The 16,753-nt window shown below is 52.3% G+C and carries 14 protein-coding genes; 5 read left to right on the plus strand and 9 right to left on the minus strand.

From position 1 onward, the window contains the following. The first annotated feature begins 47 nt into the window (after positions 1–47). Together IAI47_RS14615 and queC are read left to right on the plus strand one after the other, a co-directional pair. A complete protein-coding gene (locus IAI47_RS14615) occupies positions 48–1,766 on the plus strand; it encodes an SgrR family transcriptional regulator (protein WP_008924901.1) in 1,719 nt (572 codons plus the stop codon). A 41-nt stretch (positions 1,767–1,807) separates the two neighbouring features. Further along, positions 1,808–2,503: a 7-cyano-7-deazaguanine synthase QueC gene (gene queC / locus IAI47_RS14620; protein ID WP_008924900.1), complete on the plus strand. Its 696-nt coding sequence runs from the start codon at positions 1,808–1,810 to the stop codon at positions 2,501–2,503. A gap of 49 nt (positions 2,504–2,552) precedes the next feature. Here queC and IAI47_RS14625 read toward each other — a convergent pair whose 3' ends face one another. The 9 genes from IAI47_RS14625 to bolA all read right to left on the minus strand — a co-directional run bounded on the left by IAI47_RS14625 (position 2,553) and on the right by bolA (position 12,969). Continuing rightward, positions 2,553–2,951, minus strand: coding sequence for a thioesterase family protein (locus tag IAI47_RS14625; RefSeq protein WP_003850485.1), 399 nt, complete (start codon positions 2,949–2,951; stop codon positions 2,553–2,555). Between the two features lie 100 nt (positions 2,952–3,051). Then, the gene (locus IAI47_RS14630) at positions 3,052–3,405 is read right to left on the minus strand and encodes a helix-hairpin-helix domain-containing protein (RefSeq protein ID WP_008924899.1); all 354 of its coding nucleotides are present in this window, start codon (positions 3,403–3,405) and stop codon (positions 3,052–3,054) included. A gap of 140 nt (positions 3,406–3,545) precedes the next feature. Further along, positions 3,546–5,414 carry a peptidylprolyl isomerase gene (gene ppiD / locus IAI47_RS14635; protein WP_008924898.1) on the minus strand — a complete coding sequence of 623 codons (1,869 nt, stop codon included), beginning with the start codon at positions 5,412–5,414 and terminating at the stop codon, positions 3,546–3,548. Positions 5,415–5,663: 249 nt separating this feature from the next. Further along, on the minus strand, positions 5,664–5,936 hold the full coding sequence (hupB, locus tag IAI47_RS14640) for a nucleoid-associated protein HU-beta (protein ID WP_033731763.1): 273 nt from the start codon (positions 5,934–5,936) through the stop codon (positions 5,664–5,666). A 214-nt stretch (positions 5,937–6,150) separates the two neighbouring features. Further along, positions 6,151–8,505: an endopeptidase La gene (gene lon / locus IAI47_RS14645; protein ID WP_003850493.1), complete on the minus strand. Its 2,355-nt coding sequence runs from the start codon at positions 8,503–8,505 to the stop codon at positions 6,151–6,153. A gap of 186 nt (positions 8,506–8,691) precedes the next feature. After that, on the minus strand, positions 8,692–9,963 hold the full coding sequence (gene clpX, locus IAI47_RS14650; RefSeq protein ID WP_003850494.1) for an ATP-dependent protease ATP-binding subunit ClpX: 1,272 nt from the start codon (positions 9,961–9,963) through the stop codon (positions 8,692–8,694). 134 nt (positions 9,964–10,097) lie between these two features. After that, positions 10,098–10,721 (minus strand): ATP-dependent Clp endopeptidase proteolytic subunit ClpP, encoded by a 624-nt coding sequence (clpP, locus tag IAI47_RS14655; RefSeq protein ID WP_003850496.1) that lies wholly within the window; start codon positions 10,719–10,721, stop codon positions 10,098–10,100. Between the two features lie 335 nt (positions 10,722–11,056). Continuing rightward, positions 11,057–12,361, minus strand: coding sequence for a trigger factor (tig, locus tag IAI47_RS14660; RefSeq protein WP_008924896.1), 1,305 nt, complete (start codon positions 12,359–12,361; stop codon positions 11,057–11,059). A gap of 293 nt (positions 12,362–12,654) precedes the next feature. Continuing rightward, on the minus strand, positions 12,655–12,969 hold the full coding sequence (bolA, locus tag IAI47_RS14665; RefSeq protein WP_008924895.1) for a transcriptional regulator BolA: 315 nt from the start codon (positions 12,967–12,969) through the stop codon (positions 12,655–12,657). A 286-nt stretch (positions 12,970–13,255) separates the two neighbouring features. Here bolA and IAI47_RS14670 point away from each other — a divergent pair, with 286 nt between their 5' ends. From IAI47_RS14670 to cyoA, 3 genes are all read left to right on the plus strand, one after another. Beyond that, positions 13,256–13,834: a lipoprotein gene (locus IAI47_RS14670; RefSeq protein ID WP_008924894.1), complete on the plus strand. Its 579-nt coding sequence runs from the start codon at positions 13,256–13,258 to the stop codon at positions 13,832–13,834. Between the two features lie 57 nt (positions 13,835–13,891). Next, positions 13,892–15,382, plus strand: a complete 1,491-nt coding sequence (ampG, locus tag IAI47_RS14675) for a muropeptide MFS transporter AmpG (protein ID WP_008924893.1) — start codon at positions 13,892–13,894, stop codon at positions 15,380–15,382. A gap of 444 nt (positions 15,383–15,826) precedes the next feature. Next, complete coding sequence (gene cyoA / locus IAI47_RS14680; RefSeq protein ID WP_008924892.1) at positions 15,827–16,753, plus strand: cytochrome o ubiquinol oxidase subunit II; 927 nt, start codon at positions 15,827–15,829, stop codon at positions 16,751–16,753.

A 16,753-nucleotide genomic window follows, 5' to 3' on the forward strand; every position in this document is an offset into this window, starting at 1 on the left:
TGCGGAACTAATAGTGAATACTTAAAAAAAACTGTTCCGGGTTTAGCATGCGCCAACTTAATCGCCTTAATCAGTTTCAACGTCTGTGGCAGCAGAGTCTGGGCGCCTCTCAGCAGACCTGCGTGGCAGAGATGGCGCGCCACTGCATCTGCAGCGAACGCCATCTGCGAACGTTGCTGTCACAGTGGCAGCACGCAGGCTGGCTTCGCTGGCATGGCGAGCCAGGCCGTGGCAAGCAGGGGAAATTAACGTTTCTGCAAACGCCTGAACAATTACGACAGCAGTTGCTGCAACGCCAGCTTGATGCCGGAGAGGCGGCGGATGCTTTGCAGTTGCTGGATCTGGCACCGGAAAGGCTGATCAATATGCTGCGGCCACTCATGGGTGGTCAGTGGCAGAACGATACGCCGGTTCTGCGTATTCCCTACTATCGCCCGATGGAAAGCACTGAGCCGCGCCAGATTGCCGGACGGGCTGAACAGCATCTGGTGCGCCAGATCTACTCAGGACTGACCCGGTTTGAACAGGATGAGCCGGTGGGCGATTTGGCACACCACTGGCAACATGATGAGGCATCATGTAGCTGGTTATTCTGGTTACGGCCTCAGCTAATGTGGCACAACGACGAGCCAGTGCAGGCCGCACAACTGGTGACGCAATTCCGTCAGCTATTGCACGATACCCGCGTGCGTGTATTGCTGGCTGATGTGATTAGCGTGGATGCCCCCCATCCGCTTGCGCTGCGGTTTATCCTGCGACGCCCTGACTTCTGGCTGCCTCATCGCCTTGCCCATCTGTTATGCCTGTTGCCCCATCCTGATGATGCTGTCATTGGCAGCGGCCCATGGAAACTGGCGCACTTTAGTCCTGAACTGGTCAGGATTGAAAGTCATTCCCGCTGGCATCTGCAGCGGCCGCTGTTGCAAGCCGTTGAGTACTGGATTACGCCTCAGTTGTTTGATCCTGCTCTCGGCAGTAGCTGTCGTCATCCGGTGCAAATTGCCATAGGGGATGCCAATGAGCTCAGGACGTTACAACCGGTGAGCAGCAGCATCAGTCTGGGCTTCTGTTATCTGGTCTGCCGACCACGAGCCGGATTTACGCGCGATCAGGCACGTACGCTTTTTCAGCTAATTCAGCAAAGCGGCATCGTCAGCCGGTTGCCACTGGATGAAGGATTAATCACGCCCAGCAGCGAACTGTTACCTGGCTGGGATGTGCCGCGGATTAATCGTGTCCCGGTCCCCTTGCCGGCGACACTGACGCTGCATTATCAGTTACCGGTTGAATTACACCAGATGTCACAGGCGCTGGTTGCCCTGTTAAAACGGCACGGTTGCAGCCTGAACGTAGTGTTTCACCCGGTAAAAAACTGGCACCGCATTGAGCAACTCGATGAAGCAGATATCGTGATGGGTGACAGGCTGATTGGCGATGCGCCGGTCTTTACATTGGCCAACTGGTTGCAGAGCGATCCGCTATGGCGGCCGCTGTGGGTCACACCAGAGGGCGAAGACGTCCAGGCGCAACTGCTGGCTATTCAGCAGATCGCGGACAGCAACATTCGTACTCACACGCTTCACCAGCTTTATCATCAGCTGATGATGAAGGGCATTCTGCTGCCGCTGTTCAATTATCGCTACCAAATCCACGCACCGCCTGGCGTTGAAGGCATTGAGCTCAACACCCTGGGCTGGTTCGATTTCAGTCGCGCCTGGATTCCACCGCCCATTGATCCGCCTTGCAGCTGTTCAGCAGCGGACTGAGGCATTACCATAAGCGCAAAATTAATGACCAGGAAAACACCATGAAACGCGCTGTTGTAGTTTTCAGCGGTGGACAAGACTCCACTACCTGTCTGATTCAGGCCTTAGAGCAATATGATGAGGTTCACTGCGTCACGTTCGATTATGGACAACGCCACCGGGAAGAGATTGAGGTTGCCCGGGATCTGGCCAGTAAACTGGGCGCGCGCGCGCATAAAGTACTGGATGTGACCATGCTGAACGAACTCGCCGTCAGCAGCCTGACACGGGATAACATTCCGGTGCCGGCTTACAATCCTGAGGCCAGTGGTTTACCCAGTACGTTCGTGCCGGGCCGCAATATTCTCTTTCTGACGCTGGCCTCGGTTTACGCCTACCAGGTTGAAGCGGAAGCGGTGATCACTGGCGTCTGTGAGACCGATTTCTCTGGCTATCCCGATTGCCGTGATGAGTTTGTTAAAGCGCTGAACCATGCGGTGTCGCTTGGCATGGCGCGCGAGGTTCGTTTTGAGACGCCGCTGATGTGGCTCAACAAAGCGGAAACCTGGGCGCTGGCGGACTACTGGCAGCAGCTTTCGCTGGTACGTGAGCAGACGCTGACCTGCTATAACGGCGTGAAAGGTGACGGATGTGGTGAGTGTGCTGCCTGCAATTTAAGGGCTAATGGCTTGCAGGGGTATCTCAACGATCGTGATAGCGTAATGGCCGCGATGAAAGCTAAGAGCGGCCTTAGTTAAGGCACTCTGGCGTGGCGGCAGAGAATTTAGTTTGCCGCCTTTACCCGGTTTATGCCATCAGACGCATCAGTCGCTCGCGTAATTCTCCTTCCAGCGCAACCGCCTTCTGGGTCCGCAAATCAATACAGACAAACGTGAGGGCAGCATCCGCCACGACGGTTTCCTGACCTGCCAGCAAAACCCGCTGCGCAATAATGCCGCTTTTACCATTCAACTGCGTGATTGCACTGTCGATAGTGAGTACGTCGCCCAGCACGGCCGGGCGACGATAATTGATGTTGATGTTGACCACCACAAAAGCCAGTTTCTGTTCCTGCAACCAGTGGAATGCTTCAACCTCTTCCAGCCATTCCCAGCGAGCTTCCTCAAGAAACTCAAGATAGCGTGCATTGTTGACGTGCTGATAGACATCCAGATGATAGCCGCGCACTTTTATGGTGGTCTGCATGGTCATGCTCTCCTGCTACTGTAAGTTAACTGGTTGGACCTGTTCACTTTAGCAGAGTCGCCTGCTCAGCGCGGCTTAAGCATCACAGATGTGTACTGCCTCACAATTTCAGCCTGCCCGCATTCCGCTCTATCAACGCGTTGCCAATGCCCGGCACTTCGCTAAGTTGCTGAATTGCGCTAAAGGGCCCGTACTGTTCGCGATAGCTCACAATCGCCTGGGCTTTTTTCAACCCTACGCCATTCATGACGGCAGTGAGCTGTTCCGCTGTCGCGTCATTGATACTGACCTGCTCCTGCTGTGGCTGTAATGGTGATGCCGGCTTTGACGCGGATAGTGCGCTCTGCGTGACAGCGTCGCTGGCAGATTCAGGGGCCGCAGAGACGCTGGTATGACAGAGTGCACCACCCAGCGCGAGGGAAAGATAAAGGGCAACGAGTTTAGGTTTAGCCATGCTGTGTTTCTCCTTGTGTTTAAACAGCAGCGACAGCGTGTCACCGCTGCGCACAAGGCACAAAAGTGGAATTGCAGAAATGGAAAAGGCCGCGAATGCGGCCTTTGATTGTTACTGTTGTTGCACTGTTTCTGCGAGGCTTACTGCATTTGTGCAGCAGCGCCGTACTTAATTTTGGCTTCTTTACGCAGGTTTTGCAGCAACGCTTCAAACGTCAGCTGTGCATTATTCTGCGTGACGCCTTTGACCATTTCGTCAATCTGCGCCTGCGGCATGCTACCCGTTTTAACTTTATCAACCGCCACCAGTACCACGTTGCCCTGCATATCTTCGCTCACACCCCATGAAGGTTTATTTTCCGCGGGCTGAGGGAGATTAAAGGCCGCCTGTGCAACAGGATCCTGCGCGTTACGGTCAACAGTTTTGCTGGCGCTCAGGGTCAGACCCGCGGCAGTCAGCGCATCCTGCTTACCGGCTTTGAGATCGGTCAGGAGTTTATCCGCCTGGGCTTTCGCCTGCTGCGTCGCTTTATCATGCTTAAGCGTGTCCGTGATCTGCGCCTTAACCTGATCCAGCGGTTTTACCGCTTCTGGTTTGTGCTCACTGATACGCAGCACAAAGGCACGATCGCCATCAACAGTGATGATATCGGAGTTGTTGCCCGGCGCGCCGTTTTGCCCCACAAGGCCACCATTAAAGATCGCCTGCTTCACCGCATCGAAGTTCAGTGCGTCTGGCAGCGTATCCTGGCTGAACCAGCCGGTCTCTTTCGCTTTCAGACCCGAAGCCTGCTCCGCACCCGCCAGTGACTCATTGTCATTGCTGGCTGCTTCGCTGACTTTCTGTTGCAGTTTGTAGAAGGCATCAACGCCCTTTTCCTGCTTCACTTTCGCGGCAATGGCGCTGCGAACGTCATTCAGCGGCTTAACCTGCTCTGGCTGAATATCGTCGAGACGAACGACCAGGAAACCCACTGAGGATTTGATCACGCCTGACATCTGGCCTTTCTGAGTCAGACCCGCATTTTTCAGCTCATCCGGCGTCGTTGAAGGTTCCAGCCAGCCCATATCACCGCCCTTACGCGCAGAAATAGGGTCGATTGATTTGGCTTTCGCCACATCCGCGAAGCTGGCGCCACCTTTCAGCTGGGCCAGTACCGCATTGGCATCGGCTTCAGTTTTAGTCTGAATCACGCTGTAACGCGTACGCTGCGGCTGTGTATAGTCTGCTTTATGCTGGTCGTACCAGGCCTGAATATCCGCCTCGCTGGCATCCTGTTGCATGCTGGCCGCATCCATCAGGATATAGCTGACACGGAACTGTTCCGGCGCCATAAAACTGGTTTTATGCTGCTGATAATACTGACTGATTTCATCGTCGGTGACGGTTTGCTTCGCCGCCAGCGCGTTGACGTCCAGCGTCGCCTGACGAATGTCACGCTGTTGTGAAACCAGGTCCACCAGTTTACTGGCTTCGCCTTTGAGCGTGAAATCGGTGTTAGCAACGGCATTAATCAGCTGCTGATTAGAAAGTTGCTTACGCAATGCTTCAGCGTACTGGTCAGCACTGAAACCCATGTTGCCGATCAGAGCCAGATATTTCGCATTATCGAATTTGCCGTTGGTCTGGAAAGCCTGCTGATTGAAGATAGCCTGCTTAACCTGATCGTCACTGATGCTGAGGTGGAGATCTTTGATGTAGCTGTCAAGCAGCGCCTGATCGATTAACTGCGACAGCGCCTGCTGGCGGATCTGCTGCATGTAGCCATCGTTGCTGGCCAACTGCGAGAACTGGTCGCCCAGCATCTGCTGCTGACGGCTGCGTTCGCTGTTGAACGCCTGCTCCAGCTGTCCACGGCTGATCTCCTGACCATTAACTTTGGCCGCATAATCGTTATTGCCGCCAATCAGATAGTTGCCAACGCCCGTCAGCACAAAGGAGACCATAATCAGTCCCAGAATAATCTTGAGCACGACATTGTTCGACGCCGCGCGTAAATTGTCCATCATGGTATGGCAACACTCCGCTGTAGTGTGAATGTAAAGCTCGGTCGCAATTCGCCACTCGCTGGCGACTCACGCAACTGCAGGCTTAGCTGGCAGTCTCAATCCGGTCCAGGTCCATCTTACGGCCCGATTCTCACCGGTTAAAACAAAAAAAAGGCACATCAGATTGATGTGCCCGTATGTTACATGAGAACGGGTTAATCGTCCTCTAATCCACTGAAGAAAATGCGTCAATGAATCTATTCGTTGTTATTAATTGACAGCGTCTTTCAATGCTTTACCAGCACGGAAACCGGGAACTTTACCGGCCGGAATGGTGATCTCTTTACCGGTTTGCGGATTACGACCGGTACGTGCAGCGCGGTCACGCACAGAGAATGTGCCGAAACCCACCAGAGCCACTTCATCACCCTCTTTCAGCGCATCTGAAACTGAGCCCATAAATGCATCTAAAACACGTCCTGCAGCAGCTTTAGAAATATCAGCATCGGCAGCAATTTTGTCGATCAATTGTGACTTATTCACTCTATTCATCCCCTCTTTTATTATTTCACATCGCACCCTGCATCCAGCCAGGTCCGAGCGCGCAGCAAGTTATATCAAGCCAGTGACGCCGAAACAACGTAATTTCTCTGAGAACGTCGCGTCGTCAGCCACCTAAATTAGCGGCACAAAAAAAAGCTGGCAAGCGCCAATTGCCTTGCCAGCTCCGCTTTTTAACGGTTTATGCCGTTAATCACTATTTTGCTGTCGCGACCTGCATGCCGTATGGCGCATTTTCCAGTGCCAGATTCAGCACCTCTTCAATGCGTTTCACCGGATGAATCTCCAGATCGGCAATCACGTTCTGTGGAATTTCTTCCAGATCACGCTTGTTGTCGTCCGGGATCAGCACAGTTTTAATACCGCCACGGTGTGCTGCCAGCAGTTTTTCTTTCAGCCCACCAATCGGCAGTACCTGACCACGAAGGGTAATCTCACCGGTCATGGCGACATCTGCACGAACCGGGTTACCGGTCAGACAGGAAACCAGCGCAGTACACATGGCGATACCGGCACTTGGACCATCTTTCGGTGTGGCGCCTTCTGGCACGTGAACGTGAATATCACGTTTTTCGTAGAAGTCACCATTGATGCCAAGCTTCTCGGCACGGGCACGCACTACGGTCAGTGCAGCCTGAATCGACTCCTGCATCACTTCACCCAGAGAACCGGTGTAAGTCAGTTTGCCTTTACCCGGCACGCAGGCGGTTTCAATGGTCAGCAGATCGCCACCCACTTCCGTCCAGGCCAGGCCAGTAACCTGACCAACACGGTTTTCACTGTCAGCACGGCCATAGTCAAAGCGCTGTACGCCCAGGAAGTCCTTGAGGTTTTCGCCATTGATGGTGATGTGCTTCTTAGTCTTGTCCATCAGCAGTGATTTCACCGCTTTACGACACAACTTCGACAGCTCACGCTCAAGGCTACGCACACCGGCTTCACGGGTGTAGTAACGGATAATGCCGACAATCGCGCTGTCTTCAACCGTAATTTCGCTGGCTTTCAGGGCGTTACGTTCAATCTGCTTAGTCAGCAGATGCTGCTTAGCGATATTCAGCTTTTCATCTTCGGTGTAACCCGACAGACGAATCACTTCCATACGATCCAGCAGCGGTGCCGGAATGTTCATTGAGTTCGACGTTGCCACAAACATCACATCAGAGAGGTCATAGTCGACTTCCAGATAGTGGTCGTTGAACGCAATGTTCTGCTCAGGATCAAGCACTTCCAGCAGGGCAGACGCAGGATCGCCACGCATGTCAGAAGACATTTTGTCGATCTCATCCAGCAGGAACAGCGGGTTTTTAACCCCCACTTTCGCCATTTTCTGGATTAATTTACCCGGCATAGAGCCGATGTAAGTACGGCGGTGACCACGGATTTCTGCTTCATCACGCACGCCACCCAGCGCCATACGCACATATTTACGTCCGGTCGCTTTCGCGATCGACTGACCCAGAGAAGTTTTACCTACCCCTGGCGGTCCGACGAGGCAGAGAATCGGCCCTTTGATTTTGCTGACGCGACTTTGAACCGCAAGATACTCAAGAATACGATCCTTCACGCGCTCCAGGCCGTAATGGTCGGTATCCAGCGTCTCCTGCGCTTTACGGAGATCTTTCTTCACTTTGCTGCGCGCGTTCCACGGAACCTGAACCATCCAGTCGATGTAGCCGCGAACCACGGTGGCTTCAGCGGACATCGGGGACATCATTTTCAGCTTCTGCAGCTCAGCTTCTGCTTTCTCACGCGCTTCTTCCGGCATTTTTGCCGCGTCGATTTTGCGTTTTAACGCTTCGTACTCGTCAGGCGCGTCATCCATCTCGCCCAGCTCTTTCTGAATCGCCTTCATCTGCTCATTCAGATAGTACTCGCGCTGGCTCTTCTCCATCTGCTTCTTAACACGGTTGCGAATACGCTTCTCAACCTGCAGCAGATCGATTTCAGATTCCATCATCGCCATCAGATATTCCAGACGCTCGTTGACGTCGGACATCTCCAGCACAGACTGTTTGTCTGCCAGTTTCAGTGGCATATGTGCTGCGACGGTGTCGGCAAGGCGGGCCGCATCGTCAATATTGTTCAGCGAGGTTAAAACCTCTGGTGGGATCTTTTTATTGAGTTTGATGTAGCCTTCAAACTGATTGATCGCCGTGCGCACCAGCACTTCCTGCTCGCGCTCTTCGATCTCAGGCGAAACCAGATATTCAGCTTGTGCCACAAAATGGTCACCGTTATCGGCCAGCGTCGTAATGTGGGCGCGCTGTAAACCTTCGACCAGAACTTTGACGGTGCCGTCCGGCAGTTTCAGCATTTGCAATACTGAGGCTACGGTCCCTACTGAAAAGAGATCGTTAATGCCAGGTTCATCCGTTGAAGCCTCTTTCTGTGCGACCAGCATGATTTTTTTATCATGATCCATTGCGGCTTCAAGGCACCGAATTGATTTTTCCCGGCCAACAAACAACGGAATTACCATGTGCGGATAAACCACCACGTCGCGCAGCGGCAACACGGGGATTTCAATGCGTTCAGAACGCTCAGGATTCATAGAGCTCTCTCTTTGTTTAATGTCCGCCAGGTGATGGGAACCGCATCAGGCAGGTATGCAGTTAAACCCACAGGTATCTGAGTATATGGGGATGCTTATCCGACATTCAACGTCACAGAGGCGAGAAAAGCAAAAGGGGAAACATTTTCCCCTTTTTTATTATGACAACATGGACGATCTGTTTAATTATTCGCCAGACGCCTGCGCTTCATGCTTACCATAGATCAACATGGGCTCAGACTGACCTTCAATAACTGATTCATCAATCACTACTTTTTCCACGTCGTCCATGGAAGGCAGATCATACATCGTTTCCAGCAATGCGCCTTCTACGATGGAACGCAGACCACGTGCACCGGTTTTACGTGACATCGCTTTCTTCGCAATGGCAGTTAACGCCTCGTCACGGAACTCCAGCTCAACGCCTTCCAGGTTAAACAGCGCCTGGTACTGTTTCGTCAGGGCGTTTTTAGGTTCACGCAGAATCTGAATCAGTGCTTCTTCGCTCAGTTCGCTCAGAGTGGCAACCACTGGCAGACGACCGATGAACTCAGGAATCAGACCAAATTTGATCAAATCCTCAGGTTCACACTGTGAAAGCAATTCGCCTTCGCTGGCTTTCTGCGACTTCCCTTTCACGGTGGCGCCGAAACCGATACCGGATCCGGTTTCAACACGCTGGGAAATCACTTTGTCCAGGCCGGCAAATGCGCCGCCGCAGATAAACAGAATTTTCGAGGTATCAACCTGCAAAAACTCCTGCTGCGGATGCTTACGTCCACCCTGCGGTGGAACGGCAGCGACGGTGCCTTCAATCAGCTTAAGCAGAGCCTGCTGTACGCCTTCACCTGACACGTCACGGGTAATCGACGGGTTATCTGACTTGCGTGAGATTTTGTCGATTTCATCGATATAAACGATGCCGCGCTGTGCTTTCTGAACGTCGTAATCACACTTCTGCAGCAGTTTCTGGATGATGTTTTCAACGTCTTCACCCACATAACCGGCTTCAGTCAGCGTAGTGGCGTCAGCCATGGTGAACGGCACATCCAGCAGGCGTGCAAGGGTTTCTGCCAGCAGCGTTTTACCACTACCGGTGGGACCAATCAGCAGAATGTTACTTTTGCCCAGTTCGATGCCATTGCTGGTATCGCCGTTGCGCAAACGCTTGTAGTGGTTGTAAACGGCAACCGCCAGCACTTTCTTCGCTCTTTCCTGGCCGATGACATAATCATCAAGGTGATGGCGAATTTCATGTGGGGTTGGCAACGCACTACGTTCACGATGCGGCGCAACTTCTTTAATCTCTTCGCGAATGATGTCGTTGCACAGGTCAACACATTCATCGCAGATATACACTGACGGCCCGGCAATCAGCTTTCGCACTTCATGCTGGCTTTTGCCGCAAAAAGAGCAGTACAGCAACTTTCCTGAACCGTCTTTGCGCTTATCTGTCATCAGTTAACCTCTTCTAGTTCTCAGGCCATACACGCGTACGGCTCAGGCCGTGCAGAGACGGCCGAAATTCATTCAACCCATAATAGTACCGTTACCCTGTTAACTATAGACCAGGGACAACGGTAAGTCGGGTCTTATTGGCGATGCGTCAGAATTGAATCGACTAATCCATACTCTACCGCTTCACTTGCAGAGAGGAAACGATCACGCTCGGTATCGCGCTCAATTTCTTCCAGCGTTTTACCGGTATGCTCAGCCATCAGCTCATTCATACGCTGCTTAACTTTCAGGATCTCGCGCGCATGGATCTCAATATCTGACGCCTGGCCCTGATAGCCGCCCAGCGGCTGGTGGATCATTACACGTGAGTTTGGCAGACAGAAACGTTTACCTTTGGTACCCGCCGTCAGCAGGAACGCACCCATTGAACAGGCCTGTCCCATACAGATGGTGCTGACATCCGGTTTAATAAATTTCATGGTGTCGTAGATCGACATACCGGCCGTGATCACACCGCCAGGTGAGTTGATGTACAGATAGATATCTTTTTCCGGATTTTCAGCTTCCAGAAACAGCATCTGCGCCACGATCAGATTTGCCATGTGGTCTTCAACCTGGCCGGTCAGAAAAATGACACGCTCTTTCAGCAGACGGGAGTAGATGTCGTATGAACGCTCACCACGCGAAGTTTGTTCAACCACCATTGGCACCAGCGCATTGTGCGGTGCAGTATATTCACGATCGCCACTGTATGACATTACCGTCTCCTGGATAAATTTCATTGGCAACATTCTGTACCGATTCTACGTAAGACGCGCGGGAAACTCCACGTCGCACCTTTTCCGACACCTTCAGGACGGTTAATCAGCCAGCCTCACTCTCATTTCTGCATACTCCCACTATCTGGGGATGCTGCACGCATGTTTCAAGCATAACAATCTTTTCCCTGTTCGCTAACCCGGAAAAAGCGATGCGTGAATAATTTGCCGATTAATTAAACAAATAGCAGCGAAGAGTGCCGTTCTGTACGCAAAACACAAAAAAGCCCGTGACTTTTCAGTCACGGGCTTAGCACAGACGGTTAAATGTGAGATCAGGCCTGAGCGGTCTGATTCATCAGATCCTGGAAGTTGGTCTCTTTCTCAGTCACTTTAGCTTTCGCCAGGACTGCTTCAACCGCTTGCTCTTCCAGCGCGACGTTGCGCATATTGTTCATCAGCTCGTTATTCTTGCTGTAGAACTCGATCACTTCCTGCGGATCTTCATACGCAGAAGCCATCTCTTCGATCATGGTGCTTACGCGTGCTTCGTCAGCTTTCAGCTCATGGGTACGAATCACTTCGCCCAGCAGCAGACCGACAACAACACGGCGTTTAGCCTGCTCTTCGAACAGTTCGCGTGGCAGTTCCAGCGCCTGCTGTTCGTTGCCACCGAAACGCTGTGCAGCCTGACGACGCAGAACGTCGATTTCGCTGTCAACCAGCGCAGCTGGCACGTCGATTTCGTTAGCTTCAACCAGACCGTCGATCGCCTGCGTTTTGATGCGGTTACGGATAGCGCCTTTCAGCTCGCGATCCATGTTCTTACGCACTTCGGTACGCAGACCGGCAACTGAACCATCTTCAACGCCGAAACGTTTGATGAACTCTTCAGTCAGCTCTGGCAGTTCGCGCGTTTCAACTTTCTTCAGCACGATCTCGAACTTCGCATCTTTCCCTTTCAGGGTTTCTGCGTGGTAGTCGTCCGGGAATTTCACATCGATAGTGAAAGTCTCGCCCGCTTTGTGACCCACAACGCCTTCTTCAAAGCCTGGGATCATGCGGCCCTGGCCCATGGCCAGAACGAAATCAGTGGCTTTGCCGCCTTCGAACTCTTCACCGTCAACAGAACCGTTGAAATCGATAGTGGCACGATCTTCCGGGCCTGCAGCAGCGTCGCTTTCGATCCAGTTGGCCTGCTGCTTACGCAGCGTGTCCAGCATGGTATCAACGTCAGCGTCAGTGACTTCAACGATTGGTTTTTCGACTTCGATGTTTTCCAGGCCTTTCAGCTCAACTTCCGGATAAACTTCGAATTCAACCGCGTAAGTGAAATCCTGACCTTCTTTGTACTCACCTGGCACGTAGTTTGGTGCGCCAGCCGGGTTAATTTTTTCTTTGATGATGGCGTCAACGAAGTTGCGCGTCATCAGCTCGCCCAGCACGTCCTGACGGACAGAAGCGCCATAACGCTGCGCAACGATGTTCATCGGCACTTTGCCTTTACGGAAACCATCGATACGGACTTTCCTGGCAACGTCAACCAGTTCTTTTTTTACTGCACTTTCGATGCTGTCAGCTGCAACAGTAATCGTAATGCGACGGCCCAGGCCCTGAGTGGTTTCTACAGAAACTTGCATCTTGTTACCTCAAAAAATCACGTGCTCGGTCAACTTCAGACACCACACATAGTGAAATGCGCCGTATCCAACAACCGGGACGGCTTCCGTGAAGAGAACCTGATCCCTGTTACCAGAAGCGTCCCGAAGACATTCCGGAAAAATAGACGCAGCATTATAGCGGCATCGCTGGAATGAGTCGAGGACGCTAACTCACCACTTTTCAGCAGGTTTGCTGCTTTTTTGAGCCAGGGATCGCGTTTTTCGCTAAATAACAGAAAAAACGGCCCGCAGGCCGTTTTAGAGAAGGGATGTCAGGCGAGTGTACCGGCACCGCGGCAGTTAGGCGAAGCCAGTACGGTATCCTGCAATCCTTCCCACTCTTTCAGGGTGTAAGTATGCAGGGCTAAAGCATGAACGCTGCCCGCTAATTCAGCCGCCAGCTCGCCATAAATTAAGCGATGACGCGCCAGAAAGCGCTGGCCTGCAAAACAGTCGCTGACAATGACCACTTTGAAGTGACTTTCTGAGCCGGCAGGAACGTTGTGCCGGTAGCTTTCGTCATGCACTTCCAGATGAGCTGGCTGAAATGCCACACGCAGCTTTTCTTCTATTTGTTCGCGGATCATGGCTATTACTCCTCAATGGCGAGCGCTGTGCCCCATCTCATTCAATCTTAGTCGCTTTTAGTGCGCTTACCCGTCAGCAGAGGCTAAATATTGCATTTTATGTCAGCCCGCCTCCGACGCGCATAATAACGTAGCTGAAACGAACAGCAAACTAACCTGTCAGAGAAGGGGCTTAAAACGGTTTCAGACACAATTTCACCGGCAACAGGGCTTTTTTCACTGCCGGGCAATGCTATCATGCCTCCAGTTTTTGCAAACCAACCCCCTGACACCAACGAGAAAAAGTATGTTGAAAAAACTGTTATTCCCACTGTTGGCTGCGTTCATTTTAGCCGGCTGTGCAACCAGCAATAATACCCTGACAATCCAGCCTAAAATTCAGTTGCCACAGCAGGACCCGGGCCTGATGGGCGTAACCGTCAGCATCAACGGTGCCGACCAGCGTAAAGATCAGGCGCTGGCAAAAGTAAACCGTGATGGTCAGCTAGTGACCTTAACACCTTCGCGCGATCTGCGTTTCCTGCTGCAGGAAGTGCTGGAGAAGCAGATGACCGCTCGCGGTTATATGGTTGGTCCTAATGGCGCGGTAGACCTTCAGATTGTGGTTAACAACCTCTATGCTGACGTGACGCAGGGCAATGTGCGCTATAGCATCACCACCAAAGCGGACATTTCGATCATTGCGACCGCAAAAAACGGCAACAAACAGGTTAAAAACTACCGCCAGACTTACAGCGTAGAAGGCGCGTTCAACGCCAGTAACCAGAAGATCACCAACGCGGTTAACTCCACCATGAGCGATGTGATCGCGGATATGGCGCAGGACACCAGCGTCAACGACTTCATCAAGCAAAACGCCCGTTAACACCCTCTCTCTTCTGCCCTGCCTTGTGCAGGGCATTTTGTTATCTGCAGGATCCGCATGAACCACTACCTTCGCCTCTTCAGCCAGAAAAACGCCGCCGTATTGTTGCTCCTTGGGTTCGCTTCGGGATTGCCGCTGGCACTGACATCGGGCACGTTGCAGGCGTGGATGACGGTGGAAAATGTCGATTTAAAAACCATTGGCTTCTTTTCGCTGGTCGGCCAGGCCTACGTCTTTAAATTTCTCTGGTCACCCATGATGGACCGCTATACGCCGCCGTTTCTGGGCCGCCGCCGCGGCTGGTTGCTGCTCAGTCAGCTGGCGCTGGTGGGGGGGATTTTCGCGATGGGATTTCTGCAACCAGGACGTGATCTGACCCTGATGGCCGCGCTGGCGGTGCTGATCGCTTTCTGCTCCGCCTCTCAGGATATTGTCTTTGATGCCTGGAAAACGGATATCCTGCCACCTGAAGAACGTGGCAGCGGTGCCGCGATTACCGTGCTGGGTTATCGTCTGGCGATGCTGATTTCAGGCGGACTGGCGTTGTGGCTGGCTGACCGCTATCTGGGCTGGCAGGCAACCTACTGGCTGATGGCGCTGATGATGGTGCCGGGTATTATCGCGACGCTTGCGGCCAGCGAGCCCGACACACGCATCTCTACCCCACATTCGCTGCGTCAGGCGGTTGTTGATCCCCTTAAGGATTTTTTCCAGCGTAACAACGCCTGGTTGCTGATTACCCTGATTATTCTTTACAAGCTGGGCGATGCATTCGCCGCCTCGCTGACCACCACCTTTTTGATTCGTGGCGTCGGCTTCAATGCCGGTGACGTCGGCCTGGTCAACAAGACGCTGGGCCTGCTGGCGACGATTATCGGGGCGCTCTATGGCGGTGTTCTGATGCAGCGTCTGAGTCTGTTCCGGGCACTGATGATTTTCGGCGTGCTGCAGGCAGTCTCAAACTTTGGTTACTGGCTGCTGGCGGTGACCGACAAACAATTGTGGAGTATGGCCAGCGCGGTTTTTGTTGAAAACCTGTGCGGCGGCATGGGCACGGCGGCCTTCGTGGCCCTGTTAATGACCCTTTGCAACAAATCCTTCTCTGCAACACAGTTTGCCCTGCTGTCGGCGCTCTCGGCCGTTGGTCGGGTCTATGTTGGCCCGGCTGCGGGCTGGCTGGTTGAACTCTGGGGCTGGCCAACATTTTATGCTTTTACGGTATTTGCGGGACTGCCTGGGCTGCTACTGCTGACTTTTTGTCGACACACACTGAATCAGGTCGAGCAAAGTGGCAATTTCCTCACACGAAGCTACTATCCTCATGGTTATCGCTGGACTAATCGTCTGTTTGCAGCCGGATGCGGCGTACTGGCTCTCTGGCTGGTAGCGCTGGCACTGAATGCACTGGGACTGACTGCGCTGGCACCGCTGCTGACCCGCCTGTTCGAGCTGGGCATGACCCTCTCCTTACTGGCGGTGCTTGCCGGGGTGTTGCTGGACTACCGGGCGCTGAAGAAAACGCCGGTGTTACCTGCATCAGATGCTTAAGTAAAATCGATAGGTTAACGAGCGGCGACTTATTTTATGCCATGCCGATAAGTCGCCATCATTTATCATCGCGTGTTATTTTTAAAAAATAAGAATATGACCTGAGGAGGCGTAGCGGAAATACTAAAAACCGGTGAGCAATTACTTTAGTTAAATTTCATCGCGCAAATGATGCAGACTTGTTAAATATTTGGGAGTTAAAAGTAAGGGTTATTCCTTTCCCTGATTTTTTTACGGTTACTTCCATTGGTTTTTGTTATATTGATGCCAACTGCTTGTCTGCGTTAATTATTTGTCACCTGGCGCAACATCTGTGACACCCTTAGCAAAAGGTGTCAACACGTATCTGACACATCCTTAAGCTGGTTTACACTGCATAAACCTTCCCGTAAAATGCGCGCACACTTAAACGACAATAGAGCCCTTTGTCATTGAGGTCGTTAAATGAGACTCAGTAAATACAATAAAAGTTTGGGGATTTTGTCATTAATTGCAGGCACTTTATTAATGAGTGGCTGCGATAGTGCATTGTTAAATCCCAAAGGACAGATTGCACTGGAGCAACGTTCGCTGATACTGACTGCCTTTGGCCTGATGTTGATCGTCGTGATTCCCGCAGTCCTGATGGCCGTGGTGTTTGCCTGGAAATATCGGGCATCCAACACGAATGCGAAGTACAGCCCTAACTGGTCACACTCTAACAAAGTGGAAGCCGTGGTCTGGACCATTCCGATCCTGATCATTATCTTCCTCAGTGTGCTGACCTGGAAATCGACCCACGCACTGGAGCCCAGCAAACCGCTGCAATCTGATGTGAAACCGGTTGAGATCGATGTGGTTGCACTGGACTGGAAATGGTTGTTCATTTACCCGGAGCAGGGTATTGCGACCGTGAACCAGATTGCCTTCCCGGCAAACACTCCGGTGAACTTCAAAATTACGTCTAACTCCGTCATGAATTCTTTCTTCATCCCAACGCTCGGCAGCCAGATTTATGCGATGGCTGGTATGCAGACCAAACTGCATCTGATTGCGAATGAGCCGGGAATTTTCGACGGTATCTCTGCGAACTTCAGTGGTCGTGGTTTCTCTGGCATGAAGTTTAAAGCCATTGCAACCAAAGACGATGCGGAATTCCAGCAGTGGGTGGCTAAAGTTAAAGCAGCCCCTAACACGCTGACTACTATGGATGATTTCGAGAAAGTGGCTGTGCCAAGCGAAAATCACCCGGTGGAATATTTCTCTTCAGCTGATCCTAAATTGTTCATGCAAGTCATCGACAAGTTCAAGATGAGCCACGGGAAAATGGACATGCCACAGCATGAAGGTATGGACATGAGTCACGCCGCTTCCGCGGGAGCCGAGGAATAA

This window comes from Pantoea sp. MT58 (genome assembly GCF_014495885.1).
In the GTDB taxonomy this organism is placed as follows: Bacteria; Pseudomonadota; Gammaproteobacteria; order Enterobacterales; family Enterobacteriaceae; genus Pantoea; species Pantoea eucalypti.

Excerpts from the sequence above, each read along its gene's own strand:
- IAI47_RS14615 (WP_008924901.1), top strand. The coding sequence starts at position 48 with ATGCGCCAACTTAATCGCCTTAATCAGTTTCAACGTCTGTGGCAGCAG.
- queC (WP_008924900.1), top strand. The coding sequence starts at position 1,808 with ATGAAACGCGCTGTTGTAGTTTTCAGCGGTGGACAAGACTCCACTACC.
- IAI47_RS14625 (WP_003850485.1), bottom strand. The coding sequence starts at position 2,951 with ATGCAGACCACCATAAAAGTGCGCGGCTATCATCTGGATGTCTATCAG.
- IAI47_RS14630 (WP_008924899.1), bottom strand. The coding sequence starts at position 3,405 with ATGGCTAAACCTAAACTCGTTGCCCTTTATCTTTCCCTCGCGCTGGGT.
- ppiD (WP_008924898.1), bottom strand. The coding sequence starts at position 5,414 with ATGATGGACAATTTACGCGCGGCGTCGAACAATGTCGTGCTCAAGATT.
- lon (WP_003850493.1), bottom strand. The coding sequence starts at position 8,505 with ATGAATCCTGAGCGTTCTGAACGCATTGAAATCCCCGTGTTGCCGCTG.
- clpX (WP_003850494.1), bottom strand. The coding sequence starts at position 9,963 with ATGACAGATAAGCGCAAAGACGGTTCAGGAAAGTTGCTGTACTGCTCT.
- clpP (WP_003850496.1), bottom strand. The coding sequence starts at position 10,721 with ATGTCATACAGTGGCGATCGTGAATATACTGCACCGCACAATGCGCTG.
- tig (WP_008924896.1), bottom strand. The coding sequence starts at position 12,361 with ATGCAAGTTTCTGTAGAAACCACTCAGGGCCTGGGCCGTCGCATTACG.
- bolA (WP_008924895.1), bottom strand. The coding sequence starts at position 12,969 with ATGATCCGCGAACAAATAGAAGAAAAGCTGCGTGTGGCATTTCAGCCA.
- IAI47_RS14670 (WP_008924894.1), top strand. The coding sequence starts at position 13,256 with ATGTTGAAAAAACTGTTATTCCCACTGTTGGCTGCGTTCATTTTAGCC.
- ampG (WP_008924893.1), top strand. The coding sequence starts at position 13,892 with ATGAACCACTACCTTCGCCTCTTCAGCCAGAAAAACGCCGCCGTATTG.
- cyoA (WP_008924892.1), top strand. The coding sequence starts at position 15,827 with ATGAGACTCAGTAAATACAATAAAAGTTTGGGGATTTTGTCATTAATT.